This window comes from Puniceibacterium sediminis (assembly GCF_900188035.1).
Lineage (GTDB): Bacteria > Pseudomonadota > Alphaproteobacteria > Rhodobacterales > Rhodobacteraceae > Puniceibacterium > Puniceibacterium sediminis.
On record NZ_FZNN01000016.1, the window covers coordinates 24,743 to 51,604 of the forward strand.

Below are 26,862 nucleotides of genomic sequence, written 5' to 3' on the forward strand. Positions count from 1 at the left end.
CCGTCAGTTGCCCGCAAAAAGCTGACGCAGACCGGCATAAATCAGACGCAGCGACAGCAGGACAAGAACCACGTCGAGCGCGCGTTTAAAGCGACGGTCGTCCAGCCGGTTCAGCAGCGTCTTGCCCACCAGCGTGCCACAGAATCCGGCCGCGATCATCGCCACGACAAAGGCCCACCAATCGGCAAAGGCAAAGCCAAGCAGACCGAATGCGATGGTCTTGACCCCGTGCTGCACCGTCATCAGCGCGGCATGGGTGGCCACATGGTCATGGCGCGGCAATGCCTGCGATTTCGTGAAGGTGGCCACGAAAAGCCCCGTCGCGCCAAAGAACATGGTCAGAAAGCTGGACACCGCGCCGACCAGAACCGGCCAGTCGCGCACTCCCCGGGGCGGGCGGCCCAGCACGGACCATAACACAAACGACCCGACGCCGATCTGCACCCATTCCGCGGGCAGGTTGACGACCAGCGCGCCCCCCGTCGCGGCTCCGATCACCGACCCCAGCGTAAAGGCAGGCAGCGCAGGCCAGAAGATATGCCGGAATGTCACCAGCGCACGGCCAAGGTTCGACCCGATCTGAATCACGCCATGCGTGGGGATCAGCGCCGCAGGCGGCACCAGCGTCGCCATCACCGCCAGCAGCATGCCGCCGCCGCCGATGCCAAAGGCCACGGTGATCAGCGACCCTGCAAAACTGGTGGCCATGAGGACCGCAAAGACAAGTTCGGACATCCCGTCAGGCAAAAGGATGGCCGGCAGGGTCAACATGCGCTTGCCCCCGGCGCCGGGACGAGTAGCCTCGCGCGCGATGACCTGACGGAGCGACCCCCATGCGCGTGGACTACCTCGGACTCGAAGCCTTTGTGGCGATTGCCGATTACGGATCGTTTCACCGCGCCGCCGACGCGCTGCACCTGTCGCAGGCCGCGCTGAGCCACCGTGTGCGCAAGATCGAAGAGGATCTTGGATCGCCCCTGTTCACAAGGTCGAGCCGCGAAGTTTCGCTGACCCCGACCGGGCAGGGGTTGCTGCCCGAAGCGCGCCGGTTGCTCAAGGCGCTGCAGGACACCTATGAATCCGCGCGCGCCGGCGCGCAGCGGCAGGCGCGGCGGCTGGCCTTTGCCTGCCTGCCGTCGATTGCCAATTCGGTTCTGACACAGGTTCTGATGACCATGTCCGAAGACCGCCCCGAAATCGCGTTCGAACTGTTGGATATTCCCGTCGGGCGCATAGCCGAGGCCGTGCGCAGCGGAGCTGCGGAATTCGGTCTGACCATCGTATCGGCGGAACTGTCCGACCTGCGGCTGCGGCCACTGGTCGATGAGGATTACCGCCTGTTTGTGCACCATGAACACCCCTTCGCCGCGCGGGATGAGGTACCGGTCCAGGAACTTGAAGGTGTCAGGCTGGCGCGCATCCGCTCGCATTCCAAGAACAGCGAATTGCTGGACCTTGCCTTTGGCGAAATGCGCGACCGCCTGCGCTGGCAATTCGAGGTGCAGAATGCCACCGTCGCGATGCGGCTGGCCGCGCAGGGGGCCGCCATGACGATCCAGCCGGAATCGGCCATCGCCATGGCCCCCGCGACGCTGGTTTCGGTGCCGATCGCCGGGATACGGTTGCAGCGCACGCTTGGCGTCGTGTCGCGGCGGGGTGTGCCGCTGACCGACAATGCCTCGGATTTGCTGGCGCGGATCGAAACCGACATGCTGGAAAATTTCCGCGCCCATGTGGCGTCGGGCTTTGACCGGATGTCGCGGCCAAAGGGCTGACTGCCTTTGTTGGACGGCTGCGCGCGTCACAAAAGCCCGTCCAGATCAACAGGGCGTTCGGTGCCGCAATGGCCATTCGGATGGGCGCGGCGAATGACGGGCGAAGCAACCCGGTCCGAGACCTGAAAATCCCACACCGCCGCGCCGCCGGTCCGTTTGAAGTCATCAAGCAGCGCCGGCAGCGTCGACAGATCGTCGATGCGCTGCCCGCCCACGCCAAAGCCGCGCGCGATGGCCGCCAGATCGGTACGGCCAAAGACCGCGCCGGCATCGGACAGCCCTTCGTCGCGCAGCTTGTGAATCTCGGACCCATAGGCGCCGTCGTTCAGCACACAGATCAGGATGTTCAGCCCGTGGCGCTGGATGGTCTCTAGTTCCTGCATATGCATCAGGAGCGAACCGTCGCCGTCAAACATCACCACCGTATCTCCGGGCCGCGCGGCTGCGACGCCCATGGCATAGGAAATACCGTTCCCGATGGCACCGAACTCGCGGATGGTCAGAAAGGTGTCAAACGCCCGGTCCATGTGTGCGAAATAGAACGAACAATGGCCAGAAGAATTCACCATCTGCCAACTCTGCGGCAGCACGCGGTCCAGCGCCGCCACCACGTCACGCGGGTCAAGAACGTCGGGTTCGTGTGGAAACTCTGCCGTATCAGGACGCGCCGTGGCGATGGCATCGGCCAGCCGGTCATTGCGCCAACCGTCCTGCGGCGCCACCGCTGTGGTCAGCGCCTCGACGCTTAGCCTTGCGTCGCCGCGCAGGTGGTGGCTCGCGGCAACTCTCCCTTGGCTAAGCGCACGGGGATCAATGTCGATCTGGATGATCTCGGCATTGGGAAACAGCTTGCCCTTGTCCAGATTGTGCTGCGTCAGCCGACAACCGACAGCGATCACCAGATCGGCCTTTTCAAACAGCGCGCGGGCCAGAGTGGTGGAAAATCCGCCCGCAATGCCGACACTGAACGCATCGCCGTGGAACAGCCCGCGTGCGGGCAGGGTCGTGGCGAGCAGTGCGCCGGTCTGTTCAGCCAGTGCCCGGCAGGCACCCACCGCGCCCGACGCCGCAGCACCAAGCCCCGCCATCACGACAACCCGTCGCGCCGTGTCGATACGCCGGGCGATGGCCGCGACGTCCGCCGCGTTTGGCGGGATGGGCGCGGGATGCGGCAGGATCGTCTGCGCATTCGGCGGCAGATCGGCGGCGGAGTCCAGTGATTGGTTCTGAAGGTCCATCGGCACGCCAAGCACAACCGGGCAGCGTTGCTCCAACGCTACGACAAAGGCGTCGCGGATTTCAGTGGTCATGCGGGGGATGTGGTGCAGGCGGCGGTAGATCGCGCCGGTTGCGGTGATGAACGGCGCCTGTTCCAGCTCCTGATTGTACCAGGCGGCCCCCAGCGGCGATTCCCCGGCAAAGATCACCAGCGGGATGCCGGCGCGTACGGCGGCGGGCAGGGCGGTCAGCACCTGCGTCAGGCCCGGGCCGCAGGTCACGGTCGCAATCCCGACCTTGCCGGACTTACGGGTATAGGCGGTGGCGGCGGCCACTGCGCAGTGTTCGTGCCGCACATAGACCATTCGCACGCCGCGTTCGGCCAGCGCCGTTGCCCAGTTCATGTTGGCATCGCCCAGAAGGGCAAAACAGGTGTCGACCCCTTCGGCAACAAAGCTGTCAGCAAGGGTTTCGAACACATGATGGGCCATGGGGTGGTTCCTTTGGGTCAGGCGGGTCGTCGGGGTGTCGCTATAAATTCCGGCCGGGCGCGTTCCAGCGGTCCCCGGCAACCCGCAAGATGGTTGTGCCGGGCATCAGACCCGGCATACGGGCCGACATAATGCGCGGGTCCTGCGTTAACGCAGCGCAAGGCGGCGGTGTTGGGGTTATGACAGGCATGGGATTCTCGCGCGATTCCGTACTGTATGCTATCGTATGCCGCGCTCGCGGTTACGCAAAGCCCTTCCATACATGGTCAGGCACCATGACTTCGCCGCGTGCCAGAAGCCGTGCAGTGCGCACCAACCCGGCCGAGCGGATTTCGATACCGTCGCCGTTGCGTTCGAAATCCACCAGCACCTCAAACGTGCCCGCGGGGTGTTCGATGGCCACCATGAGCGGCGTTTCGGCGCCCACCAGCCCTTGGGTCAGCCCGTCCGCGACGGTGCCCGGCAGGATTGAACAGGTGGCAATACACTGCGCGCCGGTGACGGCCATCGACGGATGGCAGGACCACGGCATGAAGTAGCGCGCCGTCACGGAACCGCCGTTGCGCGGTTTGGCAAGCAGGGTAATCTTTGGCGTGACCGATTTGGTCACATCGCCAAGGCCCATCATTTCACCCGCTTTCAGGCGGATCGGCTCGATACGTTCGTAAAAGCCGCGGTTCTCATCCAGTTCGGCCTGCGTTTCATATCCGGTCAGGCCGAAATCTTCGGCGCGTGCCAGCATCACCGGCATGGCGACGTCCATGCAGGTCACCTCGACTCCGTCGATCACGTCGCGGATATTGCCGGTGGGCAGCAGCGCGCCGGTGACCGACCCGACTGTGCCCATGAAGCCCATGCGGATCGGCGCGGCGGTGCCGGGAACGCCGGCAATCGCGTAATCGCCGTCATACTGCACCTGTCTGCCCGGCGTCTGCACCACGGATTCGACAATCGCACCGGTGTTGACGGCGTGGATGCGCACGGTGGTTTCGCCGTCCTGCGCGGGGATCAGTCCCATCTCGATCGCGGCGGGTCCGACACCGACAAGGATGTTGCCACAAGTGGGGCGATAGTCGACCTCGCGCTTTTCGACGGCGACCTGGGCAAAGAAGTAATCCACGTCGCAATCATCCCGTTCGGACCGGCTGAGCATGGCGACCTTGGTCGTCACGGCATTGCCCCCGCCCACCCCGTCGATGTTGAGCGGATGGCCGGCACCCACAGCGGCCATCAGGACTTCGGACAGGGTTTCGGTATCGGCGGGTAGATCCGAGCGGAGGAAATAAGGCCCGCGCGAAGTGCCGCCCCGAACGAAGTGATAGGGAATGGCAGTCTGAGTCATGGTTGCGCCCTCATGTGATGGGACCTCATGTAAAGGGCCAGGGAAGATCGAAATGCGCCTGCAGCAGACCCGGCGGGAAATCACGCCCGAGGATGTAGCCAAGGAACAGGATAAAGCCGAGCCCAAGCGCCGAGGCGATCATCGTATGCCGCCAGCCGAACCGCCCGCGCACCCGGAAGAAGGCGATCAGGAATACCGTCAGCGACAGGATCAGACCCACGGTAAAGGTCGCGACCACCAGCCCGACGAACCAGCCAAGCGTATCCCACAACCCGTGCGGTGCCTGACCTTCGCCACCGGCCTCAAGGTCGATGAACACATCGTCGGTGGCAGGTCTGGTCGCCATGCGGAAAAGCAGCGCAAGGCCACCGGCCAGCGTCACCGCGCCGATGGTCAGCGGAAACACCTGATCCTGAAGACGGTCGATACCAAAGGCATCCCAGGTCGACACCGCAAGGTAGAACACCGCGAGACCCAGAAACAGTGCCGGCGCTGTCTTGCTCGCCGTGGGCGCTTCGATGTTTTCGCGGATGTTCTTGGCCGCTTTGATGCCGACGACAACCGACACCACGGTCAGGACCAGCAGCGCGATCGAGATCGGCGACAGCAGGTAATCCCAGCCGGCCTCGGCTGAACGGCGGAACCGCGACCCGGCGATCTGATAGGCCTGATTGACGAACACCTCGGTCTGGTTGGACAGCACGAACCCGATGAGAAAGGCAGGCCGGGAATAGTCGAACCGGCGCAGAAAGATACCCAAGGCGCCGATCCCGACCAGTGCTGCCAGATCCAGCGCGGACTGGCGCGACTGGAAGGCCGCAAAGGCGATGATCATGAACAGGTAGGGGGCAAGGACGGTAAAGCGGATCGTCGTCAGCTTGGCGATGTATTTCGACAGCACGATGCACAGGCCCGCGCCAAAGACGTTGGCCAGCGCCAGCGACCAGACGATGGTATAGGTCACGTCAAGGTTGTTGCGCACCATCTGCGGGCCGGGCGTCATGTTGAGCAGGGCAAGACCGCCCAGAAAGATCGCCATGGACCCGGATCCGGGGATGCCAAAGATCAGCGTGGGCACCAGCCCGCCGCCTTCCTTGGCGTTGTTCGAACTTTCGGGCGCGATCACGCCGCGAATGTCGCCCTGACCGAACATCGACTTGTCCTTGGCCGTCTGCACGGCGGAACCGTAGGCGAGCCAATCGACAACCGAGCCGCCCAAACCGGGGATCACCCCGACCAGCACGCCGATGGTGGCGCAGCGCATCGACAGCCAGCGATGCTGCCACCAGTCGCGCAGGCCCTGCGTCCAGCCATCGCCCAATGTGCCGCCTTCGGCAATCGCGCGGTCCTGCCGCAAAAGCGAGACGATTTCCGGGATCGCGTACATGCCAAGACCCACAATCACCAGCTGGAAGCCGTCGACAAGATAGGGCAGGTCATAGGTCGACATCCGCAGGCTGCCGCCCGCCGGGGCCGCGCCGATGGTGCCGAACATCAGCCCCAAACCCGCCGCGACAACGCCTTTTAGCGGGATGCGCCCGGCAAGGATGGCGACCATCGACAGGCCCAGAATGGTGATCATCAGCATTTCCGGCAGGCCAAAGGCCAGGATCAGCGGTCGTGCAATCAGGATAAAGAACGACAGCACCACCGCGCCGAACAGCCCGCCGAACAGCGACGATGCAAAGGCCGCCGACAGCGCCCGCGCGGCATGGCCCTGTTTGGACAGGGGAAAGCCGTCCAGAACCGTGGCCTGACTGGCCGAAGAACCGGGTATGCCCATCAGCACAGATGAGAAGGTGTCAGATGTGGGAATGACCGCGATCAGGCCAACCATGAGCGCGAGGCCCGCGACGGGCTCCATGCCGTACATGAAGGGCATCACCAGCGCGAGGCCGGCAATCCCGCCTAGCCCCGGCAGAACGCCGATCGACAGGCCCAACAGCACCCCCCCGATGAGGTACATGAGCTGTTCTGGTTGGAAAATGAGGGTGAGTGCTTTGCCGAGCTCCGGCAAGGCCTGCATGAAAACGTCCAAGGCTGACTCCGCCGGCTGAAATGTTGCTAAGCACCCCGCCCGAAACCTTCGGGCAGGGATTTGTCAGGTTTCGCCGTGGATCACTCCATGGTGATGTCGTAGTCGGCCTTGAGCCAATCCAGCACGTATTGCTTGGCCTCGGGTGTGATTGACGTCGCCTGTTTGGTTGCCTCGACGGCTGCCGCGCCGGTCATCTGCGGATAGACCCCCAGCACTTCGGCGGCGTCATCCTTGAAACCCTCGGCCGTCACGATCGAGCGTAGCGCGTCGGTATAGGTGGCGACAGTTTCCGCCGATGCCGAAGACGGCAAGAAGATCGTCTTCTGGTTGGCAAAACCGGCCACAAAGAACGCCTTGTAGGCATCCCATGCGACGCCTTCGGTTTCACAACCATCGGTCGCTTCGCAGACTTCCTTGAACGTCGGCAGGTCCGGGAAGGTCGGATCGCGCACGATCACGCCGTTATCATCCAACGATCCCCAGCTGAAGATCGGCACGGCCTGTCCGCTTTCGACCAGCGGCAGCACGTTGGCGATATAGGCCGAGGATGTCTGGTAGTCGATGTTGGCTTCGCCGCGTTCAAACATCAGGCGGCCATCGCCGCGACCCTTGACGCCGAAAACCGGATCGACCTGAAGGCCAAGCATCTTGAACGCCAGCAGCGGAACAAGGTCCAGCGTCGTCGCGCCCTGGCTGCCGTAGAGGTAGAATTCCTCTTTCAGGTCATCCATGTCACCGTCGAACTTGGCACCCAGATCCGGCGGCAGATAGACAACGCCGCCCGTGGCCGATGCCAGAACCGGCTGCCATTCGGCGTATTCATAACGCACGCGCGGATCACCCAGCAGATAGGGGAATTTGGTCGAACCGGAATCACCAAAGATGGTCAGGCCATCGCCCTGATCCTGCTGGCCCTGGAACCAGTTCGCGCCTTCGGTCGATCCCGCACCGGGACGGTAGCGCACGACCATGGTCGGCGAACCCGGCAGCGCCGCTGACAGGCGCGGGGCGTAGAAGTTGGCCCACTGCGCCGAACCGCCCGATTCCGAGAAGGGAATGGTGTATTCGATTGTTTTGCCGTCGAAGGACTGCGCCAGGGCCGTCTGCCCCGTTGCGGCAATCATGCCGGCGACAACAGTTGTGATGATGGAATTGCGTTTCATGGTGTTCCTCCCGTTGGTAACCGTCGCGACCCGTACGAGCCGTCTTTGGCTGTGACCGTTTTTTCGGCCTCGGCCGGAGAATGTCAGCGCTGGCGGCATAAATCAAACTGATTTAAGGAAAGCTATCTTTCATAAAACTAATGAATGAGCGCTTCAGGCCTTTGGCTTTCCGCCACGCAGGCCAAATAGCGCTGCAATGATAGGCGCCCCGAGGATGACAAGCGTCAAGCGCACCAGATGATGCACCACGACAAATCCCAGATCAGCCCCTGCAACGATGGCAAGCACTGTCATTTCCGCCTGACCGCCGGGGGCGAAGGACAGGAATCCTTCGAGTGGGGAGGCGAGGCCCAGTTGCACGACAATTTCGGTCACGCCAAAGGCCAGAAAGGCCAGGATCACGACAAAGACCATCCCGGCCAGCACGTCGCGCCGCAGTTCATACATCGTGACACCGACATAACCGACACCGATGCCCATCCCGATAAAGAACTGCGCGGCCAGGATCGCCTCGCGCGGGGGGCGGTGCTCGATGATGCCGGACAGGGACAGAACCGCCGTCACGATCATCGGCCCCAGGATCGCGGCACCAAACAGCCCGACACGCTCGGCCAGTTTCCAACCGCCGATGGCGGCGACAGCAAGGATGGCCAGTTCGCTCCAGGGCAGGTCCGCGACAGGCGCGCCGATGGGATGCGACAGCGGACTGTCAAAGAAATAGATCAGCACGGCCGGCACGATCGTCACGATGATCAGCACCCGGGTCGCATGGATCAGCGACAGGGCCCGCACATCGGCGCCCGCCTCTTCGCCGAACATCACCATGTCCTGCAACCCGCCGGGCATGGCAGCGAAATAGGACGTGGGCAGGTCAAAGCCGCAGATCTTGTGGAAATACGGCACGCCGATCAGGCCGATGGCGGCGATATAGAGCGGCACAAAGGCCACCGATCCCGCCATCTGCGGCAGCTGGTGGATCACCGCCGGGGTGATCGAGGCACCCACCGCAACCCCAAGGATCGTCCGCGCGCCCTGTGACACCGGTTTGATCCCCCGCAGCGGCGCACCCAGTAGCGCGGCGCAGAGGCAGGCAAACATCGGCCCGAAAAGAAAGGGCAAAGGCAGGTTCAGCGACCAGAACACAAGGGTTCCGACAGCGGCAAGCGCAATCGTCAGGACACGAAGACCCATCAGGCGGCGGCGGGGGGAGGAGGTATGTTGACTCATGTGTATCCAAGTGTATACGACTGGATGCATGAAGAGAAAAGAGAAACTTGAGGTCGTTGGTTCCGAAACGCCCGCGCGGCTGTTGCAGGGGCAAAACGCCTATGAACGCCTGTTCGACGAGATCCGCAGCGGTGTTCTGCGCCCCGGTGCACGGCTGACCGAAACCGAAATTGCCGAACGGCTGGCGATCAGCCGCACCCCGGTCCGAGAGGCGATTCGCAGGCTCGAGGCTGATGGGCTGGTTGATCATCAGCCGCGCACGGGTGCCGTGGTGCGCAGTCTGGATTACCCCGAGATCATGGAGCTGTACGAAATGCGCACCGTGCTTGAGGGAACCGCGGCGCGGCTTGCGGCGCGCGCGGCATCACCTGTCGAGCTGGAAGAGCTTCAGGCGATCAACGCGGAAATGGCGGCGGCGACGGGGGATAACGCGGCCCTTGTGCGGCTGAACCGGCAGTTCCATGCGCGGCTGCTGGATGCGGCGCGAAACCGGTTCCTGCTGAAATCCATGGCCTCGGTCGAAACGACTTTGCTGATCCTCGGGCCGTCCAGCATGGAATCCCCCGAACGCGCGCAACAGGCGCTGGCGGAACACCGGGTCTTGCTGGATGCCCTGATCGCCCGCGACGGGGCGGCGGCGGAAACCGCGATGCGCGAACATATGGAACATGCACAACTGACGCGCCTGCGGATGCTGCGCCAATCAGCGACCGGAGCACTGAAATGACACTGAGCGATCCGAAACAACTGTCCGCCGGGGTCTGGGACGTGGTCATCGCGGGCGGTGGCAATGCCGCCCTGTGCGCCGCGATCGAGGCGGCAGAGGCCGGCGCAAAGGTGCTGATCCTTGAAGGCGCGCCAAAGGCCTATCGCGGCGGCAATTCGCGCCACACCCGCAATTTCCGCTGCATGCACCACGGTGACCTTGGCCCGCTGGTCGAAACCTATGACGAAGATGAATTCTGGCAGGACCTTCTGCGCGTCACCAAGGGCAAGACGGACGAGGGGCTGGCCCGCCACGCGATCCGCACATCGGCAGACTGCCTGCCGTGGATGCAGGCGCATGGTGTGCGCTTCCAGCCGTCGCTGGCGGGCACGCTGTCGCTTGACCGGACAAACGCGTTTTTTCTGGGCGGGGGCAAGGCGCTGGTGAACGCCTATTACCTGACCGCCGAAGACCTTGGCGTGACAGTCGCCTATGAGGCGCAGGTCAAACACGTCGGGATCGAGGGCAATCGCGCCACGCACATAGATGTCGAATTCGGCGGCGCGCTGCACCGGGTTCAGGGGCGCGCCTTCGTGCTCGCCTCGGGCGGATTCCAGTCGGATATCGAATGGCTTGCCCGCGCATGGGGGCCGTCGGCGCGCAATTTCCTGATCCGCGGCACGCCCTATAACCGGGGTGTCGTGCTGAAGGACATGCTGGATCAGGGGGCCGAAACGGTCGGCGATCCGACCCAGTGCCACGCCGTTGCCATCGACGGGCGCGCGCCCAAATTCGATGGCGGCATCGTCACGCGACTGGACTGCGTGCCGTTTTCCATCGTCGTGAACAAGAACGCCGCGCGGTTCTATGACGAAGGCGAAGACGTCTGGCCCAAGCGTTACGCCATCTGGGGGCGGCTGGTCGCGGCGCAGCCCGATCAGGTGGGATATTCGATCATCGACAGCCGTTCGATCGACCTGTTCATGCCCTCGGTCTATCCGCCGATTTCGGCCGACACGATTGACGAACTGGCGCAAAAGCTGGGTTTGCCCGCAGAGGCGCTGGCCGAAACCGTGGCGACATTCAACGCCGCCTGCCGTCCGGGCGACTTTCACCCCCAGAAACTCGACGGGGTGGCGACCAAAGGGCTGGTCCCGCCCAAGACGAACTGGGCGCGGTCGATTTCAGAACCACCCTACTATGCCTATTCACTGCGCCCCGGCGTGACCTTTACCTATCTGGGTCTCAAGGTCGACCAAACCGCCCGCGCAACCGGCCCCGAGGGGCGTTATGACAATATCTGGAGTGCTGGCGAAATGATGGCAGGATCCATTCTGGGGCAGGGTTATCTGGCCGGGTTCGGCATGACCATCGGCACCGTCTTTGGCCGCATCGCCGGACAGGAGGCCGCAAAACATGTCGCTTGATGTTACCCTGCAAACCGACCCGGGCGCGATTTCCACCGATCCGGTCGAAGAAGCCCGCCGTCAGATCGAAATCTGCAACGCCTGCCGCTATTGCGAAGGCTTCTGTTCGGTGTTTCCCGCGATCACCCGCGAAAAGGTGTTCGCGGATGGCGACATCACGCAGCTGGCCAACCTGTGTCACAACTGCCGGGGCTGCTATTACGCCTGCCAGTACACGGCGCCGCATGAATTCGCCCTGAACCTGCCACGCGCTCTGGCCTCTGCGCGCACCGACAGCTGGGAACGCTTTGCCTGGCCGGGCGGCCTCGCGCGCACCTTTCAGGCCCGGGGCGAGGCATTGGCCGCCGCGCTGGTCATCGGCACGGCGCTGATGTTTGCCGCCATCGCTGGGCTGCCGGGCGGGGGCGCAGGGTTCTACGCATGGCTCAGCCACGGCGCGATGGTCGCGATCTTTCTGCCGGCCTTTTTCCTGCCGCTGGTCGCCATCGCCATCGGTCTGCGCCGCTACTGGCAAGAGGTGGGCGGCACGCGCATCACATGGGCCGATCTGCGCGATGCGGGGCTCGCGGCAGGGCGGATGAAGAACCTGTCCGGCGGGCAGGGGCAGGGCTGCAACTTCGAAAAGGAAGAGCGGTTTTCCGACGCCCGCCGCCACGTGCATCAGGCGGTGATGTATGGATTTTTGCTGTGCTTTGCTTCGACATCTGCGGGGACCTTGCTGCACTATCTGTTCGACATGCAGGCGCCCTATGGGTTCTGGTCGCTGCCGAAATTGCTGGGCGTGCCCGGTGGCCTGCTGCTGGTTGTTGGCTGTGCGGGGATGCTGATGCTGCGCAAGAAGGCCGATCCAGAGCTTGGCACACCGGGGCGCAGTTCGGGCGAACGTGGGTTCATCTGGCTGCTGGGCTTTGTCGGCCTCTCCGGTCTGCTGCTGTACGCGGTGCGCGGGACGGGGCTGACCGGTCCGCTGCTGGCGCTGCATCTCGGTGGGGTGCTCGCGTTTTTCCTGCTGACGCCCTATTCCAAAATGGCGCATGGATTCTACCGCTTTACCGCCCTTGTGCGGGATGCACAGGATCGTCGGGCGCGTGGCAATGTCTGATCGTCTCTCGGCTCAGGATGCCCGCAGGCAACTCCGCGCCATTCTGGCAGGTGATCGCTGTGTCCGGCCGGCCTCGGTCTATGATGCGCTGACGGTACGCGCGGCTTCGCGGTTGGGGTTTGAACTGGCGATGCTGGGCGGGTCCGTTGCGGCGCTGGCGGTGCTGGGCGCGCCGGATCACGCGCTGCTGTCGCTCGATGAATTCGCAGGCCTGTCCCGGCGCATCTGCCGGGCCGGCGCGCTACCGCTGATCGTCGATGCCGACCACGGGTTCGGCACAGCGCTGCACGCCATGCGCACGGTCGAGGAACTCGAAGCCGCAGGCGTGGCCGCCATGACGCTTGAGGACACATGCCTGCCCCAGCCCTATGGCGCGACAGGGGCCAGTCTGGTGTCGCAGGGCGAAGCGGTGGCGCGGTTGGACGCCGCACTGGCGGCGCGGACCGATCCCGAGTTTGCCATAGTGGCGCGGACCAATGCGCGGCTTCAGGACGGCGACAGCCTGATCGCGCGGGCGCGGGCATTTGGGGCTGCGGGGGCGGATGCACTGTTTATCACCGGGGCGCGGGATCCGGATCTGGTCGCGCGGGTAAGGGATGCGGCGAACCTGCCGCTGATCGTGCCAAAGCCGCAAGGCCCACTGGCCGAGGTCGATCTGGCCACGCATGGCGTGCGCATCTGCCTGACGCCGCACCGCACGCTGCCTGCTGCAATGGGCGCGGCCTGGGACAGCCTTGCCGATACGCCGGGCGCGCGGGACGTGGCGCGGCCCGACGATCTGATGGCGGATCTGAGCGAGGCCGCGCGATATGATGCGTTGATCGCGCGCTATCTGGCCGACTGAAGCGTCAGAGACGCGACAGGATCAGATCGGCCCGCTTATAAAGATCATCCTCGCCCGGATCGGCCCCAAGATCCGAAATCATCTCCTGCCAGACGGCAGCAGCGGCGGCCATGTGCCCGCCCAGCCCCAGCTCGTCGACAGTGATGGCGACTTCCTTCATCTCGGCGGCGCGACGGGCACCGTGGACCATCATCCGTTCCAGGTTGTAGGTGCCGCGCGTCCGCCATTTGATGTCCGGGTCCGATGCTTCGAGCGAACCGATCACTTCGTCTTCGACCCCGGCGCGGCGGGCAGCAAGGAAACATTCAGCCGTCAGCGCCTCCATCCCCTTGATCATCACGGACCGCAGCATCTTGATCGATGAGGCGCGACCAACTTCGTCCCCGGCGGGTTTGGGCTTCATGTCCAGCGCCTTCAGGATGGCCTCGGCGGCCTCGACATGAGGGCCGGCAATCAAAAGCGGTACGTGATGGCGTTTGGGATAGACCGGCGCCATCACCGCCACATCGACATATCGCCCGCCAGCGGCGCCGATCACCTCGGCCGAGCGGCGCTTCGTCCCGGGCGCGCAGGAATTGCAGTCAAACCAGACCGTGCCCGGTGCGATCAGCGGCGCCGCGGCCTGCGCGGCGGCATAGGCCTGATCGGCGGTGACAACGCAGAATACTGCCTCCACCCCGTCTAACGCTGCGGCCAGCCTGTCCTGTCCGTTGACCGCGTGACTGCCATAGCGGTCCAACAGCGCCTGACGCGTTTCCGGCATGTCCGTCTTGATGTCATAGGCGCGCAGATCACCCGGGCGGGCATCGTTCCACCCGGTCGCAAAGGCCGTTCCCGCCTCGCCAAATCCCACAAATGCCACGTGATCAGGTCGGTTGGTCGATCCAGTCATTTCATCCCCCCTCAGGCTGGCCCAAAGATGGCAGATGCCCCACCAGCAGGCCAGTCGCTATAGACTGTTCTTATGCAAGCGGCAGTGATTTTTAAGGGACTACAGCAATTCAAATCGCGGCGGCAGCCAGATGCCCGGCCTGCTTCTGGTCTGCGACATCGCGATCACGCCTGCGCGCCGCTCTGTCCGCAATATCCCTGAGGTTCAGATCTGCCGGTTCACGGCCTTCGACCATCGGATCGGCGCAGTCTTCAACTCCCGTCACGACTGTCCCGCTTCGCGCAGTTCGGCCACCTCGCAGGGTAAATGTCGCCAGCTGAAACCTGATCTCGTTTCCCCAGAACCTTTGCGACACCAGCCTTTTGCCTGTCGCCCAGCCATACAGCAGCCATACGCTTTCCATACGGAAACCATACGCACTCCATACGCCGCTTTTGGGGCAGCAGGTCGGCTACTCGACCGTCTCGGGAACCGGTTTTCCGGGCGCAGATCGATAGATCAGATCCTGACCTTCGGCGCACGCATGGGCATCCGCCTGAACCTGCAAGGCACCGTGATGCGGCGATTTTATGCACACCGGATCGACCGCGTTGGCATCGCCGACAATGGCCATCGCCTGACAGCGGCAGCCGCCAAAATCGACCGTCTTGCGTTCGCAACTCTTGCAGGGATCCTGCATCCAGTCGGTCCCACGATAGGCCTGAAAGGCAGACCCTTCATACCATATCTTGTGAAGGGGGGTTTCCTTCACGTTATCAAACACCAGATGTGGAATGGTCTCTGCCGCGTGGCACGGCAGCACTTTCCCCTCTGGCGTCACGTTCAGGCCGGTGGTTCCCCAGCCCCCCATGCAGCGTTTGGGATAATCCGAATGGTAATCCGCAGGCACATAATCAATGACCAGCTTGCCCCTCAGCCGCGCACGGGCCTCGATCACGATGGTATCCGCCTCGCGCGCCTGTTCGCGTGTCGGCATCAGCGTATCACGGTTTTTCAGCGCCCAGCCGTGGAACTGCACCGTCGCCACCTCGATCCGCCGCGCGCCCATTTCCAAAGCCATTTCAATGGCTCTCGGCAGTTGGTGCAGATTTCGGCGGTGCAGCACAGCGTTCAGTGTCAGCGGGAATCCGATGGCCTTGATCCACTCGGCGACCTGCATCTTGCGCTTGAATCCGCCCTTGTAGCCGCCGATCTGGTCGGCCATCTCGGCATCGGTTCCCTGAAGCGACAGCTGGATGTGATCCAGCCCCGCCGCATCCAGTTCGTTCAGACGCCGCTCGGACAACCCGATCCCGGACGTAATCAGGTTGATATACAACCCTGCATCCCGGGCCGCCTGCACCAGTTCCACAAGATCCCGGCGCGATGCAGGTTCCCCCCCGGACAGATGCAGCTGCAAAACACCCAGATCGGCGGCCTGACGGAACACCGATTTCCACGTTTCCGTGTCGATTTCCTGATCAATCCGGGCCAGTTCCAACGGGTTCGAACAATAGGGGCAGGACAACGGGCAACGGTGCGTCAGCTCGGCCAGCATGGCGATTGGGGGGCGGGCGGTCATGGCTGAACCTCCAGAAAACGCCTGTCCCGCAGGGCACCCAGGAAGCCAGCGGAATCCTTGGCGATATCCTCGGCGGGGGCGTTGTATTTAGCGGCCAGTGCGGCCGTGATCTCGCCAAAGCTGCGCTGCCCGTCGATCTCGGTCAGGATGGCGTGGCCGATGGTGTCCAGCGTGATGGCGCGTTCGGGCGCAAGCAGCACCCAGGCGTCCCGCACACGGTCACGGTGCACCCGCACGCCGCGGGGCAGAAAGGGTATGTCGTCCGCGGTGATCATGACGCCTTTGCCGTCTTGGCGGCGACTGCCAGACCCTCATGCGGCTGCCACGCGCCCGGCGGAATGCGGGCCGGGGCCACATAGGCCGAATAAAGCGCATCAAGCTGGGACCAAAGCACATCCGTCTTGAACTCCAGCGCCTTTGCCGCAGCGTCCTGCTTTTCCTGCGTGTCCGCCTGATCCAGCACCCAGGCCAAGCCAAAGGCCACGTCCTTGGGGGCCTCCTTCAGGCGGTTCTGGAAATATGAGAGTGAGGAATCATCCGCAAAATCATAGTTTTGCAGCAACCCGGCAATCCGATCCTTGTGGATCTGCGGCGCAAACAATTCGGTCAGGGATGCGGCCACGGCTTCGAGCAGGGACTTGTCGCGCACATAGCGGACATAGGCATCAACGGCGAATTTTGTCGCGGGCAGCACGCCCTTGGTCGAGGCGACATAGTCACGGTCCAGCCCCACGGCTTCGGCCAGCCGCAGCCAGCGCTGAATGCCGCCTTCGTTGGTGTCGGTGCCGTCATGATCCTCGATCCGGCTCCGCCAGATCTTGCGCAGCTTGGGGTCTTCGACGCGGGACATGAATGCCGCGTCCTTCATCGGGATCGAATGCTGGTAATAGTAGCGGTTTATCACCCAGGCGCGCACCTGATCGGGGGTGCAGTTGCCACCGTGCAGCAGGTGGTGAAACGGATGCTTGTCGTGATAACGCTCGGCACCGATCTGGCGCAGGCGGGCTTCAAAATCTTCGCGGCTCTGGGTCATGTGGTGATCTCCATTCCGTCCTGTCCGATGGTCCATCCCGCCGCTTCGGCGCTGGCGCGTTGGCTCGAATCGGGCCGAAGCACAGGGTTGGTGTTGTTCATGTGGACAAAGACCTTGCGGCCCACGTCCAGCTGTTCAAAGGCGGCGATCGACCCGTCCGGCCCGCTCATTGACATGTGCCCCATGCGCTTGCCGGTCTTGGATCCCAACCCCGCCAGAACCATCTCGTCATCCTGCCACAGCGTGCCGTCGAAAAACACCAAAGCCGCGCCGTTCAGACGCGCGCGCAGGTCATCGTTCAGCATGGCGCACCCAGGGATATAATAGGCGTCCGTGTCGCCCGCCTGCAGATGCACGCCGACGGTCTGATCGCCGATCAGGTCGGTCTGCACGGTCTCGCCCTCCAGATACAGCGGCACCTTGCCGGGTACGGGGAACAGGGTTGCCGTCAATCCAGGCGCGATCTCGGCCGGGTGATTCAGCGCGATGGTCGTACGGTTAACCACCTTTTCATTAAGCGCTGCAAAAATCGGGTTTGCGTCCAGCACTTCGTGAATGCCGGGCGTTGCGAAAACGGTAAAGGGCTGCATTTCCCGCAGGGTCAACAAACCCGCCACATGGTCGATGTCACCATTGGTCAGCAGGACAGAGCGCAGCGGCATCTCGCGCAGGCCCGTCGGATGCAGGGCAGGACAGTCGGCCATTTGCTGGCGAATATCGGGCGAAGCGTTGAGGATGGCCCAATCGACTCCATTGGCGCTGACCGCCAGTGAGGATTGGGTTTGTGCGGGAATCTTGCCCGCTCGGGCAAGGTTGCAGTTCTTGCAACCGCAATTCCATTGGGGCAGTCCGCCACCGGCAGCTGCCCCTAGGATGCGCGCGCGGAATGTCATTCAACCCTCCGCGCGCTGATTTTCAGAACAGGACGCCGGCGTCGTCTGCGTCAGGTCCGTACATGTTGATTTCCATGCCGCACTCGATTTCGCGGATGATGGGTTTTGCCCAAGCCATGATATTTCCTCCTCAGGATTTGTTACGTGAACACCTTCGAAGGCTGGGCCATGTTGCGATTCCAGGCAATTCTTATGTTCTAAGAAAAAATAAAAATCGTTTTGTATCAATGCATTAATCCAAATCTGGCGCGGTGCCATCCAGCATGAAACCACGGTTGCGCAGCGTCTTGATCTCGAATCCGAAGTCGGCTGACGGGTCGAGCTTGCGTCGCAGGTAGCCAAGATAGACGTCCACGACATTTTCCGAACTGGTACCTTCCCCGGCCCACAGTGCATCAAAAATCCGGCCGCGTGACTGCGCCTCTCCGGCGTGGCGGGCAAGCAGCTGCAGCAGGCCGAATTCCCGCTCTGTCAGCACCACTTCCCGCGTTGAACAGATCACCTTGCGGGTTGCCGGGTCCAGCCTGGCGCGGCGCGGTTTTTCGCTGTGCGCGCGGCGTTCCTGTACCTTCAGCCGTGCCACCAGCTCATCGAACGAGAATGGCTTGACGATATAGTCGTCGGCCCCGGCCTCAAGGCCCCGGGCGCGATCATCCACCTCGGACAGGGCCGAAAGCATCACGATGGGCAAGCCGATCCCTTCGCCCCGCAATGCGCGCACCAGATCGATGCCGCTGTCCGCGCCGATCATCACATCAATGATCGCGGCGCCAAAAGGATCTTCGCGCAACAATTTCATTGCGGAATCAACTCGATGCTCGGTCACCGTATCATAGCCGTGCAGCGCCAGCCCCCGCGCCAGCGCCGAGGTGATCTCGGGGTCGTCATCAACAATCAGGATGCGGGTCGGGGTGCTCATCCGGTGACCCTAGGCCGCGTCCAGAGGCAAGCCCACCGTGACTTTTGTCCCGGGTGCCACGCCGAGTGCATCGGCGCGGGGCAGCGGGCTGTTAACCGCGATGGTGCCGCCCTGCTGTTCGACCACCCATTTTGCCAGCGCCAGACCAATGCCGAACCCTTCTGCCTTGGCACCGCTGCGCCCCTGCCCAAAGCGTTCAAAAACTGTGGCCTGATCCTCGGCGGCAATGCCGGGGCCATTATCGGTGACGTGGATCAGACCCATGCCGTCCGCCTGTCCGGTGTGCAGATCAATGCGGCCCCCCGCACGGGCATGGCGCACGGCGTTCTGGACCAACCCCGTCACAACCTGGCGCACCCAGTTCGGGTCCCCGATCACAAACAGTGGGGCAGGGGGCGCACAGGTCAGTGTCATGCCCGCGCTGCGGACCTCGGCGCTTGTATCCTCGGCGGCCTCGCGCATGACCTCGCCCAGATCAAAGCGCGCGGCAGACAGGGCAAGCTGCCCGGTTTCAGAGCGTGCAATCCGCAACAGATCGTCAATCCGCCGGTTCAGCCGCAGCGCCCGGTTCTGGATCGTTTCAAAGGAGGCCACATGCGACGGGTCCGCACCGGCAGGAACCTTCAATCCGAGCTGCGCCTCCATCAGAATGACAGTCAGCGGCGTCCGCAATTCGTGGCTGATATCGGCGAAAAAGCGGCGGCGGTTCTCGTCCGTCCGGGCCAGTTCGGCATTGGCCGCGCGCAACGCCTCGGTGCGTTCGGCGATGGTTGCGTTCAGACGGGTCCATTCCTCATCCACCGCTGCCTTGCGCTGCGCAAGCGCGCCCGCCATCCGGTTGGTTTCGTTGAAAAGTTGCCCGATTTCATCCGTCTGACTGTCGGGCAGGGCGATGGCGAAATCCTCCTGCCCGATCTTACGGGCCGCGTCGCGCAACAGATTCAACCGCTCAAATTGCGGCCGAACAAGCCCGAGGTAGAACCCCGTCATAAGCAACAGGGTCGCGGTGGCGATGCCAAACGCGATCCATGTCAGCCTGCGACGCAGATCTTCGATACCCGACAGGATATCGTTGCGCGCGCGCACTTCGTTGGTGATCACGCTGTTCAGCAGGGGGTCGAACCCGATCGCAAAGATGTCGATGTAGCCTTGCAACCGTTCCCGGTCTGCCGCCGGGGACAGAAATGCATCGCGGGTGGAAAGGAACAAGGCTTCCATTCGCGCAATGCCGATGCTCTGCGTGGCGCGGCGCGACTGTTCGTCCAGCCCCAGGGCACGGGCCTCTTCCACCGCCGCCTCTAGATCCTCACGCAGATGGGAAAATGTAAGCGTGACGTTTCTGGTGATGCTGTCCAGCCGGGCCGTGCGTTCTTCGATCGGCAGGATCGACTGGATCGCTTCGGCGGCGACGACGATGAACGTCGACACCTGGGTCGACAGGACCGAATACCGCTCGATTCGCTTCTCAGCGGCCAGAGATGCGTCGATTCGCGCGGATACCCGCTCCATGCCGATCACGATCAGTGCAGTGGTCGCCAGCGCCGCCAAACCCAGCAACAAGGCCCCAAGCCCCAGCCGCGCCCGCAGCGATAAAACTCGTTTTGTTTTGAAATAATCTGAGGGTATTGGCTGATTTTCAGGGGCAGACATTCGATTTTTGCCCACTTCTTTGGCGTATGCACAATAAGTGCGCCAAAATCTGGGGCGTCGCATATAGCGGCCCCCGAGTTCCGGCGAGTTATACAGACATTTACCTCTTTGTATTTCAATAGTGCACTACGACCATTGATTGACTTGACAAGAGGATGCCATGATAGAGCTGTTTTTTGTTACTTGCCTGAGCGTGTCCCCGACGGACTGTCAGGATCGCAGCATGTTGTTTACAGACATCACACCGATGACTTGCATGATGGGCGCACAGCCTGAGCTCGCCAAATGGGCGAATGAACATCCCAACTGGCAGGTTGCCCGTTGGAAATGCCAGATGCTGCGATCCGCCGAGGTCGAGGCCTGATGCGCATTACGCGGCCTTGTATGAATTGATACTGAATGCTGCGGCTTCCGGGCTGGCATATCCAATTGCCACCTGCTGTCGTGGCATCTGATACGCATTCGGGGCGCGTGCTGACATCTGGGCCGAGCTTACAGGCTGCCGTTGATGGCCCGCGCGGCTTCTGTTGCCAGCGGGGCCGCCTGCCTGACGAAATCCTCGGGCGTCCATTCGGACAGTGATCCGGCGACGTGGATCGCGCCCAGCGGCATTCCATCGCGCCGGGTGACCGCGACGCCGATCGCCACCTCGCCCTGCACGAATTCGTCTATCACGACGGCATAACCGTCGGTTCGCGCCTGTCGCACAAGGGCCATTACCGCGTCGGGATCCGTCTCGGTCCTGGATGTGTATTTTTGCAGCGGTGCGCTCATTATGATCTCGCGGGCCTCGGCCTCGGGCAGCGCGGCAAGAACGGCACGGCCACCACCGGTGCAGTAGGTCGGGACGCTGTGGCCAACAAGGGTCGCATAAAAGGTTTCGCGCTTGCTTTGCATCCGCAGCGCATAGATCAGGCGGGTTTCGTCATAGAGGCTGAAATCGACCCGTTCGCGGATCGTCTTGCGCAGTTCAAGCAGAACCGGCGTCGCCTTTTGCACAACGGGATCCAGACGCAACAGGTCCAGCGTGTGATCCAGTAGCCTGATGCCGGGCAGATACCCGCGATCATCCGCGCTGCGCCGCACATAGCCAAGAACCGTCAGCGTATGCACAAGACGCTGCGCCGCCGACCGGTCGATCCCGGCGCGCGTGGCAATCTCCGAAAGGCTGAGCGGGCCGCTTGCCTGATGGAAGGCGCTGAGCACCTGCATGGCCCGGGCGGCGGAGCGGACAAAGAGCCGGTCATCCTCTGCCTGAAAATTGGTCGGTCTGGGGGACTCGGCTCGAAGAATGCTGGGCACTGAAAACCTCTGACTTGACTAATCTTGAAATGGGTTCGTATGATCTGTCAGCGATATAAATATATCGACTAGCGATACGCAAGAATGATCTTCCCCAAACCGGCCAAGATCGAAATTCGACTGAGAGGTCTGTATGAGAGTCGCCCTGGCTGGCTTTCTTCACGAAACAAATACATTCGCCCCGGCGCGGGCGGATTTCCCAGCCTTCCAGTTTGGCGGCGGCTACATTCCCATGACGCGCGGACCGGCAATGATCGACGCGGCGCGTGGCGTGAACCTTGGCATTTCGGGTGCGCTGTCGGTGTCGGACGATCTTGGTTGGGACGTGGTGCCGGTGCTTTGGGCCGGGGCGATCCCCTCCGCCCATGTGACACGTGACGCGTTCGAGCAGATAGCCGATGAAATCGTGGCCGGTGTCGCCGGGGCAGGGCCGCTTGACGGGGTGTTCCTGGATCTGCACGGCGCCATGGTTGCCGAACATCTTGACGACGGAGAAGAAGAGATTGCCCGGCGCGTCCGCGCAGCCGTCGGGCCGGACATGCCCATCGCTGCGGCGCTGGACCTGCATGGCAACATCTCTGAGCAGTTTGTCAGCCTTGTCGATGTTCTGGTGGGTTTTCGCACCTATCCGCATGTGGACATGGCGGCCACCGGGGCCGCTGCCGCGCGCCTGCTGGACGGCATCATGACCACCGGCACGCGCCCGGCCAAGGCGTTCCGGCGCATGTCCTACCTTGTGCCGATCCCGTTTCAGACCACGGATATGGCGCCAGCGGATCGGCTCTATGCCGGGCTGGCCACTGCGGATGTTCTGACCGCATCGTTGTTCATGGGGTTTCCGGCGGCGGATATTCCCGATTGTGGGCCGACCGCCATCACATTCGCCGAAACGCAGGAGGCAGCGAACCGCGCGGCCGACGCGATTGCCGCCGCCTATGAGGCTGCGGAACCAGAGTTTGACAATCTGACCTATACCCCCGCCGAAGCGGTTGAACAGGCCGCACTGCTGGCGCAGCAAGAGGGCAGGGGACCAGTGGTCATTGCCGATACGCAGGACAATCCCGGGGCCGGGGGCGTTTCCGCCACCACGGGAATGCTGCGCGCCCTGCTGGACGCGGATGCGCAAAAGGCTGCCATCGGTCTGATCGTCGACCCAGTTACCGCGCAACAGGCACATGACGCAGGGCAGGGGGCCATCGCCCGGTTCCGCATTGGCGGTCACCCCGGGCTGCCCGACGACGCGCCGGTCGAGGTCGATGCCGTGGTCGAAGCACTCTCAACCGGCAAGCTGAGTGCGACCGGCCCTTACTATGGCGGCACCCGTCTGGACCTTGGCCCTTCTGCCTGCCTGCGGATCGGCGGTGTGCGCGTCGTCGTCACCAGCCGCATCGCGCAGATGGCCGACCGCGAGATGTTCCGTTTTGTGGGCATCGGCCCCGAGGATCAGGATATCCTTGTGGTGAAAAGCTCGACCCATTTCCGGGCGGATTTCGCGCCGATCGCGCGCGATATCCTTGTGGCCTGCGCGCCCGGCCCGATGCCGTTCAACCCCGCCGACCTGCCGTTCACACGGCTGAATCCGGGTTTGCGGCTATCCCCCAACGGTCCCGCCTTTGGGACTGCGCGTGCCAAAGGGGTGCGCCCTGACCCCGGCGGTTAAACCGGCGCGGTCCAATACCATCAAAACGACAACCAACATGGGAAACACAAATGCTGACCTTGAGATCCGCACTGAAAGAAACCCGCGGCCTTGCCGCCGCGCTGCTGACCGGGACCGCGCTGCTTGCGCCCGTCGCCCTGTCGGCACAAGAGGACACAAGCACCATCACCGCCGTGATGCACTCGGGCCTGCGTGTCCTTGACCCGGTTATCACGACCGCACATATCACGCGCGACCACGGCTACATGATCTATGACGTGCTGACGGCGGTCGACGCCGATTTCGCGCCGCAGCCGCAGATGGCAAGCTGGGAGATTTCCGAGGATGGCCTGACCTATACGTTCACCCTGCGTGACGGGCTGATGTTCCACGACGGCGCGCCGGTGACAGGTGCCGATGTGGTTGCCTCGCTCAGCCGCTGGGGCAAGCGTGATTCCGGTGGTCAGCTGATCTTTGACGTGACCGCAAGCCTCGAATCCCCGGACGAGAAAACCATCGTCTGGACCCTGACCGAACCGTTCGCGCCGCTGCTGGACGTGATTTCCAAGCAGTCCGCCGTTCCGCCCTTCATCATGCCCGCGCGTGTGGCGGCGACGTCTTCGGACGAGACGATCACCGAATATGTAGGCTCCGGCCCCTTTGTGTTCAACGAAGCGGAATACGAACCCGGCGTGAACGTGACCTATGACAAGTTCGACGGCTACGTGCCGCGCGACGAACCGGCGTCCTGGATGGCCGGTGGCAAGGTCGTGACCGTGGACAAGGTTGTCTGGACGACGATGCCGGATGCCCTGACTGCGATCAACGCGCTGTCAGCGGGCGAGATCGACTATCTTGAGCAGGTGCAGATCGACCTGCTGCCGATCCTGCAAAGCAACCCGGATGTCACCGTCGAAAAGCGCGATGAGCTGGGTTATGTGACCATCGGGCGGCCGAACTTCCTCCACCCTCCGTTTGACAACAAACTGATCCGTCAGGCTGCGATGGCCGCACTGGATCAGGAATCCATGCTGGCGACGATGCAGGGCGACCCCGCATATTACAACGTTTGCGGCGCGATCTTTGGCTGCTCCACACCGCTGGGTGACGAATCCGGTTCGGAACTCGTGACCGGTGGCGCGAATATCGAAAAGGCCAAGGCCCTGCTGGAAGAGGCCGGATATGACGGCACACCCATCGTGCTGATGGCGCCGACGGATGTGACCAGCCTGATCAACCAGCCGGTCGTGGCCGCACAGGCGCTGCGCGAAGCAGGGTTCGAGGTCGATATGCAGTCGATGGACTGGCAGTCGGTCGTTCAGCGCCGCGCCCAGCAAAGCCCGGTGTCCGAAGGTGGTTGGAACATGTTCTTCACCAACTGGATGGTCCCCGAAGTGTCTGATCCGCTGATCAACGTGATGGTCAACGGACGCGGCGACGACGCATGGTTCGGCTGGCCCACAGATCCCGAGATCGAAGAGCTGCGCGCCGATTTCGTTGCCGCCAAGGATGCCGCGACCCAGAAAGAGGTGGCCGTCAAGATCCAGGAACACGTGATGGACAACGTGAACTACATCATGATGGGCGAATACCTGATCCCTCAGGCGCGCCGGAACACCCTGCAGAACATGATCCCGTCGCCGGTTCCGGTCTTCTGGAACGTGACCAAAGCAGCGGAGTGATCCGCATCGGAGGGCGCGCCATCTGCGCCCTCCACCCCGCGCCTGCGCGCTGAACCACCCCGACTGACGTTCCGAAATCACGTCGTCCCCCGTCAAGGCCCGACCCCCGTCAAGGAGTGCCCAGAGCATGTTCCTCTACATCCTCAAGCGTGTGCTGGCGACGATCCCGGTGATGGTGATTGTTGCCATCTTCGTGTTCCTGCTGCTGCGCCTCACGCCGGGCGATCCGGCAGCTATTCTGGCCGGGGACGCTGCCACACCAGCTCAGCTTGAGCGCATCCGCGACAGGCTGGGCCTGAACGATCCGCTGCTGACGCAGTTCTTCACCTGGATGGGCCAGTTGCTGCGCGGCGATCTGGGTGTGTCGCTGCTGTCCAACACATCCGTCGCGGGCATGCTGGCCGACCGGCTGGGCCCGACCATCAATATCGCGCTGATGACCATCGTGATTTCGGTCGCTATGGCCGTTCCGATGGGGGTGATCGCCGCATGGCGCCACCGCACCTGGGTCGATTTCCTTGTTATGTCATTCTCGGTCCTAGGCTTTTCCGTGCCGGTCTTTGTCATCGGCTACATCCTGATCCAGATCTTTGCGATCGATCTGCGCTGGGTCCCGGTGCAGGGCTACAAATCGCCCGCCGAAGGGTTTGGTGCCTTCTTCAGCCGCGCGATCCTGCCGTCGCTCACGCTCGCCACGATCTACATCGCGCTGATCGCGCGGATGACGCGCGCCTCCATGCTTGAGGTCCTGGGCGAGGATTACATCCGCACCGCCCGCGCCAAGGGCGTGCGCGAAAACGTCGTGCTGTTCCGCCATGCCCTGCGTAATGCCGCGGTGCCGATCCTGACGATCATCGGCACCGGCTTTGCGCTGCTGATTTCCGGCGTGGTGGTGACCGAGTCGGTGTTCAACATTCCCGGCATCGGGCGGCTGACGGTCGATGCGATCCTCGCGCGCGATTATCCGGTGATCCAGGCGATGATCCTGCTGACGGCGGGCATCTACGTCTTTGTGAACCTGCTTGTCGACGTCTCATATTCCTTCTTCGATCCAAGGATCCGCTACTGACATGACTGAGATCCCAACATCGCGACACAGCGCCTTTCAGGTGCTGACCGGTCTGTTTTCCCTGCCTGCGGGTGCGCGCATCGGTATCGGCCCGATGATCGCGGCGGTGATCCTTGTGGTCATCGTGCTCGCCGCAGTGCTTGCCCCGCTATATGTGCCCTATGACCCGCTTTCGATGGATGCCATGGCCCGGCTCAAACCCCCGTCCGAGGCGCATCTTCTGGGCACTGATCCTTACGGTCGCGACACGTTCAGCCGTGTGATGACCGGCGGACGCGTTTCCCTGCTGATCGGCATCGGCGCGGCGGTGGTCAGCGTTGCGGTCGGCCTGATGATCGGCCTTGTTGCCGGGTTCTTCCGGGTGGCCGATGGCGTGATCATGCGGATCATGGACAGCCTCATGGCGATCCCGGCGATCCTCCTGGCCATCGCGCTGGTGGCGCTGAACGAGCCAAGCCTGTCTTCGGTCATCATCGCGATCACGGTGCCAGAGGTGCCGCGCGTCGTGCGCCTTGTCCGGTCCGTCGTCCTGTCCGCGCGTGAAGAACCCTATGTCGAGGCTGCCATCGCGCTGGGATCGTCGATGCCAAAGATCCTGATCCAGCATCTGATGCCCAACACCTTTGCGCCGCTGATCGTGCAGGGCACCTATATCTGCGCCTCTGCCATTTTGATCGAAGCGATCCTGTCGTTTCTCGGGGCGGGTGTTTCGACCGAGATCCCGACATGGGGCAACATCATGGCCGAGGGTCGCGTTTATTTTCAGATCAAGCCGGGGCTGATCTTCTGGCCGGGGCTGCTGCTGTCGTTGTGCATCCTGTCGATCAACCTGCTGGGTGACACGGCGCGCGATCTGCTCGACCCACGCATGAAAAAGCGGGAGGGCTGA

At 63.0% G+C, this 26,862-nt stretch carries 26 protein-coding genes; 10 read left to right on the forward strand and 16 right to left on the reverse strand.

Going from position 1 to position 26,862, the window contains the following annotated elements; translation table 11 throughout:
* Positions 1 to 3: 3 nt before the first annotated feature.
* A complete protein-coding gene (locus CHB75_RS15950) occupies positions 4 to 771 on the reverse strand; it encodes a sulfite exporter TauE/SafE family protein (RefSeq protein ID WP_089272282.1) in 768 nt (255 codons plus the stop codon).
* Positions 772 to 833: 62 nt separating this feature from the next.
* On the opposite strand from CHB75_RS15950, the gene CHB75_RS15955 reads away from it, so the two are divergent.
* On the forward strand, positions 834 to 1,775 hold the full coding sequence (locus CHB75_RS15955) for a LysR family transcriptional regulator (protein WP_089272283.1): 942 nt from the start codon (positions 834 to 836) through the stop codon (positions 1,773 to 1,775).
* Between the two features lie 26 nt (positions 1,776 to 1,801).
* Here CHB75_RS15955 and CHB75_RS15960 read toward each other — a convergent pair whose 3' ends face one another.
* The 5 genes from CHB75_RS15960 to CHB75_RS15980 all read right to left on the reverse strand — a co-directional run bounded on the left by CHB75_RS15960 (position 1,802) and on the right by CHB75_RS15980 (position 9,254).
* Positions 1,802 to 3,484 (reverse strand): thiamine pyrophosphate-binding protein, encoded by a 1,683-nt coding sequence (locus CHB75_RS15960; protein ID WP_089272284.1) that lies wholly within the window; start codon positions 3,482 to 3,484, stop codon positions 1,802 to 1,804.
* Between the two features lie 241 nt (positions 3,485 to 3,725).
* Complete coding sequence (locus CHB75_RS15965; RefSeq protein WP_089272285.1) at positions 3,726 to 4,826, reverse strand: 4-oxalomesaconate tautomerase; 1,101 nt, start codon at positions 4,824 to 4,826, stop codon at positions 3,726 to 3,728.
* 25 nt (positions 4,827 to 4,851) lie between these two features.
* Positions 4,852 to 6,864, reverse strand: a complete 2,013-nt coding sequence (locus tag CHB75_RS15970; RefSeq protein WP_089272286.1) for a tripartite tricarboxylate transporter permease — start codon at positions 6,862 to 6,864, stop codon at positions 4,852 to 4,854.
* An 80-nt stretch (positions 6,865 to 6,944) separates the two neighbouring features.
* Positions 6,945 to 8,027, reverse strand: a complete 1,083-nt coding sequence (locus CHB75_RS15975; RefSeq protein WP_245841018.1) for a type 2 periplasmic-binding domain-containing protein — start codon at positions 8,025 to 8,027, stop codon at positions 6,945 to 6,947.
* A gap of 153 nt (positions 8,028 to 8,180) precedes the next feature.
* On the reverse strand, positions 8,181 to 9,254 hold the full coding sequence (locus CHB75_RS15980; RefSeq protein WP_245841020.1) for an AbrB family transcriptional regulator: 1,074 nt from the start codon (positions 9,252 to 9,254) through the stop codon (positions 8,181 to 8,183).
* A gap of 28 nt (positions 9,255 to 9,282) precedes the next feature.
* Here CHB75_RS15980 and CHB75_RS15985 point away from each other — a divergent pair, with 28 nt between their 5' ends.
* The 4 genes from CHB75_RS15985 to CHB75_RS16000 are packed head-to-tail and all read left to right on the forward strand — an operon-like array spanning position 9,283 to position 13,333.
* Positions 9,283 to 9,981, forward strand: a complete 699-nt coding sequence (locus CHB75_RS15985) for a GntR family transcriptional regulator (RefSeq protein WP_089272289.1) — start codon at positions 9,283 to 9,285, stop codon at positions 9,979 to 9,981.
* On the forward strand, positions 9,978 to 11,387 hold the full coding sequence (tcuA, locus tag CHB75_RS15990) for an FAD-dependent tricarballylate dehydrogenase TcuA (protein ID WP_089272291.1): 1,410 nt from the start codon (positions 9,978 to 9,980) through the stop codon (positions 11,385 to 11,387). Before CHB75_RS15985 ends, tcuA begins: the two co-directional genes overlap by 4 nt.
* The gene (gene tcuB, locus CHB75_RS15995; protein ID WP_176439168.1) at positions 11,377 to 12,489 is read left to right on the forward strand and encodes a tricarballylate utilization 4Fe-4S protein TcuB; all 1,113 of its coding nucleotides are present in this window, start codon (positions 11,377 to 11,379) and stop codon (positions 12,487 to 12,489) included. Before tcuA ends, tcuB begins: the two co-directional genes overlap by 11 nt.
* Positions 12,482 to 13,333: an isocitrate lyase/PEP mutase family protein gene (locus CHB75_RS16000; protein ID WP_176439169.1), complete on the forward strand. Its 852-nt coding sequence runs from the start codon at positions 12,482 to 12,484 to the stop codon at positions 13,331 to 13,333. The genes tcuB and CHB75_RS16000 overlap by 8 nt, the downstream gene beginning before the upstream one ends.
* A gap of 4 nt (positions 13,334 to 13,337) precedes the next feature.
* On the opposite strand, the gene CHB75_RS16005 is transcribed toward CHB75_RS16000, so the two are convergent.
* The 9 genes from CHB75_RS16005 to CHB75_RS16045 all read right to left on the reverse strand — a co-directional run bounded on the left by CHB75_RS16005 (position 13,338) and on the right by CHB75_RS16045 (position 20,191).
* A complete protein-coding gene (locus CHB75_RS16005; protein WP_089272295.1) occupies positions 13,338 to 14,225 on the reverse strand; it encodes an NAD(P)-dependent oxidoreductase in 888 nt (295 codons plus the stop codon).
* A gap of 109 nt (positions 14,226 to 14,334) precedes the next feature.
* Positions 14,335 to 14,628: a hypothetical protein gene (locus tag CHB75_RS21735; protein ID WP_089272297.1), complete on the reverse strand. Its 294-nt coding sequence runs from the start codon at positions 14,626 to 14,628 to the stop codon at positions 14,335 to 14,337.
* A gap of 48 nt (positions 14,629 to 14,676) precedes the next feature.
* A complete protein-coding gene (gene pqqE / locus CHB75_RS16015; protein ID WP_089272299.1) occupies positions 14,677 to 15,786 on the reverse strand; it encodes a pyrroloquinoline quinone biosynthesis protein PqqE in 1,110 nt (369 codons plus the stop codon).
* Positions 15,783 to 16,061 (reverse strand): pyrroloquinoline quinone biosynthesis peptide chaperone PqqD, encoded by a 279-nt coding sequence (pqqD, locus tag CHB75_RS16020; RefSeq protein WP_089272301.1) that lies wholly within the window; start codon positions 16,059 to 16,061, stop codon positions 15,783 to 15,785. The genes pqqE and pqqD overlap by 4 nt, the downstream gene beginning before the upstream one ends.
* Positions 16,058 to 16,819, reverse strand: a complete 762-nt coding sequence (gene pqqC / locus CHB75_RS16025) for a pyrroloquinoline-quinone synthase PqqC (RefSeq protein ID WP_089272303.1) — start codon at positions 16,817 to 16,819, stop codon at positions 16,058 to 16,060. Before pqqC ends, pqqD begins: the two co-directional genes overlap by 4 nt.
* Positions 16,816 to 17,712 (reverse strand): pyrroloquinoline quinone biosynthesis protein PqqB, encoded by an 897-nt coding sequence (gene pqqB / locus CHB75_RS16030; protein WP_089272305.1) that lies wholly within the window; start codon positions 17,710 to 17,712, stop codon positions 16,816 to 16,818. Before pqqB ends, pqqC begins: the two co-directional genes overlap by 4 nt.
* A gap of 22 nt (positions 17,713 to 17,734) precedes the next feature.
* Positions 17,735 to 17,830, reverse strand: a complete 96-nt coding sequence (pqqA, locus tag CHB75_RS16035) for a pyrroloquinoline quinone precursor peptide PqqA (protein ID WP_089272307.1) — start codon at positions 17,828 to 17,830, stop codon at positions 17,735 to 17,737.
* A gap of 114 nt (positions 17,831 to 17,944) precedes the next feature.
* Complete coding sequence (locus CHB75_RS16040) at positions 17,945 to 18,631, reverse strand: response regulator transcription factor (protein ID WP_089272309.1); 687 nt, start codon at positions 18,629 to 18,631, stop codon at positions 17,945 to 17,947.
* Positions 18,632 to 18,640: 9 nt separating this feature from the next.
* The gene (locus CHB75_RS16045) at positions 18,641 to 20,191 is read right to left on the reverse strand and encodes a sensor histidine kinase (protein ID WP_245841022.1); all 1,551 of its coding nucleotides are present in this window, start codon (positions 20,189 to 20,191) and stop codon (positions 18,641 to 18,643) included.
* A gap of 313 nt (positions 20,192 to 20,504) precedes the next feature.
* On the opposite strand from CHB75_RS16045, the gene CHB75_RS16050 reads away from it, so the two are divergent.
* The gene (locus CHB75_RS16050; RefSeq protein ID WP_245841024.1) at positions 20,505 to 20,645 is read left to right on the forward strand and encodes a hypothetical protein; all 141 of its coding nucleotides are present in this window, start codon (positions 20,505 to 20,507) and stop codon (positions 20,643 to 20,645) included.
* 128 nt (positions 20,646 to 20,773) lie between these two features.
* Here CHB75_RS16050 and CHB75_RS16055 read toward each other — a convergent pair whose 3' ends face one another.
* Entirely contained in the window at positions 20,774 to 21,583 is an 810-nt protein-coding gene (locus CHB75_RS16055; RefSeq protein WP_089272315.1) for an IclR family transcriptional regulator, read from the reverse strand.
* A 133-nt stretch (positions 21,584 to 21,716) separates the two neighbouring features.
* Here CHB75_RS16055 and CHB75_RS16060 point away from each other — a divergent pair, with 133 nt between their 5' ends.
* From CHB75_RS16060 to CHB75_RS16075, 4 genes are all read left to right on the forward strand, one after another.
* Positions 21,717 to 23,243, forward strand: coding sequence for a M81 family metallopeptidase (locus CHB75_RS16060; RefSeq protein ID WP_089272317.1), 1,527 nt, complete (start codon positions 21,717 to 21,719; stop codon positions 23,241 to 23,243).
* Positions 23,244 to 23,293: 50 nt separating this feature from the next.
* Positions 23,294 to 24,904: an ABC transporter substrate-binding protein gene (locus CHB75_RS16065; RefSeq protein WP_089272319.1), complete on the forward strand. Its 1,611-nt coding sequence runs from the start codon at positions 23,294 to 23,296 to the stop codon at positions 24,902 to 24,904.
* Positions 24,905 to 25,031: 127 nt separating this feature from the next.
* Positions 25,032 to 25,973 carry an ABC transporter permease gene (locus CHB75_RS16070; protein WP_089272321.1) on the forward strand — a complete coding sequence of 314 codons (942 nt, stop codon included), beginning with the start codon at positions 25,032 to 25,034 and terminating at the stop codon, positions 25,971 to 25,973.
* Position 25,974: 1 nt separating this feature from the next.
* Positions 25,975 to 26,862 (forward strand): ABC transporter permease, encoded by an 888-nt coding sequence (locus CHB75_RS16075; RefSeq protein ID WP_089272323.1) that lies wholly within the window; start codon positions 25,975 to 25,977, stop codon positions 26,860 to 26,862.

What these genes read in the sequence shown, in the direction of transcription:
- CHB75_RS15960 (WP_089272284.1), bottom strand. Translation starts at nt 3,484, where the DNA reads ATGGCCCATCATGTGTTCGAAACCCTTGCTGACAGCTTTGTTGCCGAA.
- tcuB (WP_176439168.1), top strand. Translation starts at nt 11,377, where the DNA reads ATGTCGCTTGATGTTACCCTGCAAACCGACCCGGGCGCGATTTCCACC.
- CHB75_RS16075 (WP_089272323.1), top strand. Translation starts at nt 25,975, where the DNA reads ATGACTGAGATCCCAACATCGCGACACAGCGCCTTTCAGGTGCTGACC.
- CHB75_RS16060 (WP_089272317.1), top strand. Translation starts at nt 21,717, where the DNA reads ATGAGAGTCGCCCTGGCTGGCTTTCTTCACGAAACAAATACATTCGCC.
- pqqC (WP_089272303.1), bottom strand. Translation starts at nt 16,819, where the DNA reads ATGACCCAGAGCCGCGAAGATTTTGAAGCCCGCCTGCGCCAGATCGGT.
- pqqB (WP_089272305.1), bottom strand. Translation starts at nt 17,712, where the DNA reads ATGACATTCCGCGCGCGCATCCTAGGGGCAGCTGCCGGTGGCGGACTG.
- CHB75_RS16070 (WP_089272321.1), top strand. Translation starts at nt 25,032, where the DNA reads ATGTTCCTCTACATCCTCAAGCGTGTGCTGGCGACGATCCCGGTGATG.
- CHB75_RS16000 (WP_176439169.1), top strand. Translation starts at nt 12,482, where the DNA reads ATGTCTGATCGTCTCTCGGCTCAGGATGCCCGCAGGCAACTCCGCGCC.
- CHB75_RS21735 (WP_089272297.1), bottom strand. Translation starts at nt 14,628, where the DNA reads ATGGAAAGCGTATGGCTGCTGTATGGCTGGGCGACAGGCAAAAGGCTG.
- CHB75_RS15980 (WP_245841020.1), bottom strand. Translation starts at nt 9,254, where the DNA reads ATGAGTCAACATACCTCCTCCCCCCGCCGCCGCCTGATGGGTCTTCGT.
- CHB75_RS15985 (WP_089272289.1), top strand. Translation starts at nt 9,283, where the DNA reads ATGAAGAGAAAAGAGAAACTTGAGGTCGTTGGTTCCGAAACGCCCGCG.
- CHB75_RS15955 (WP_089272283.1), top strand. Translation starts at nt 834, where the DNA reads ATGCGCGTGGACTACCTCGGACTCGAAGCCTTTGTGGCGATTGCCGAT.
- tcuA (WP_089272291.1), top strand. Translation starts at nt 9,978, where the DNA reads ATGACACTGAGCGATCCGAAACAACTGTCCGCCGGGGTCTGGGACGTG.
- CHB75_RS15965 (WP_089272285.1), bottom strand. Translation starts at nt 4,826, where the DNA reads ATGACTCAGACTGCCATTCCCTATCACTTCGTTCGGGGCGGCACTTCG.
- pqqE (WP_089272299.1), bottom strand. Translation starts at nt 15,786, where the DNA reads ATGACCGCCCGCCCCCCAATCGCCATGCTGGCCGAGCTGACGCACCGT.
- pqqA (WP_089272307.1), bottom strand. Translation starts at nt 17,830, where the DNA reads ATGGCTTGGGCAAAACCCATCATCCGCGAAATCGAGTGCGGCATGGAA.
- pqqD (WP_089272301.1), bottom strand. Translation starts at nt 16,061, where the DNA reads ATGATCACCGCGGACGACATACCCTTTCTGCCCCGCGGCGTGCGGGTG.
- CHB75_RS16065 (WP_089272319.1), top strand. Translation starts at nt 23,294, where the DNA reads ATGCTGACCTTGAGATCCGCACTGAAAGAAACCCGCGGCCTTGCCGCC.
- CHB75_RS15950 (WP_089272282.1), bottom strand. Translation starts at nt 771, where the DNA reads ATGTTGACCCTGCCGGCCATCCTTTTGCCTGACGGGATGTCCGAACTT.
- CHB75_RS15975 (WP_245841018.1), bottom strand. Translation starts at nt 8,027, where the DNA reads ATGAAACGCAATTCCATCATCACAACTGTTGTCGCCGGCATGATTGCC.
- CHB75_RS16040 (WP_089272309.1), bottom strand. Translation starts at nt 18,631, where the DNA reads ATGAGCACCCCGACCCGCATCCTGATTGTTGATGACGACCCCGAGATC.
- CHB75_RS16050 (WP_245841024.1), top strand. Translation starts at nt 20,505, where the DNA reads ATGTTGTTTACAGACATCACACCGATGACTTGCATGATGGGCGCACAG.
- CHB75_RS16005 (WP_089272295.1), bottom strand. Translation starts at nt 14,225, where the DNA reads ATGACTGGATCGACCAACCGACCTGATCACGTGGCATTTGTGGGATTT.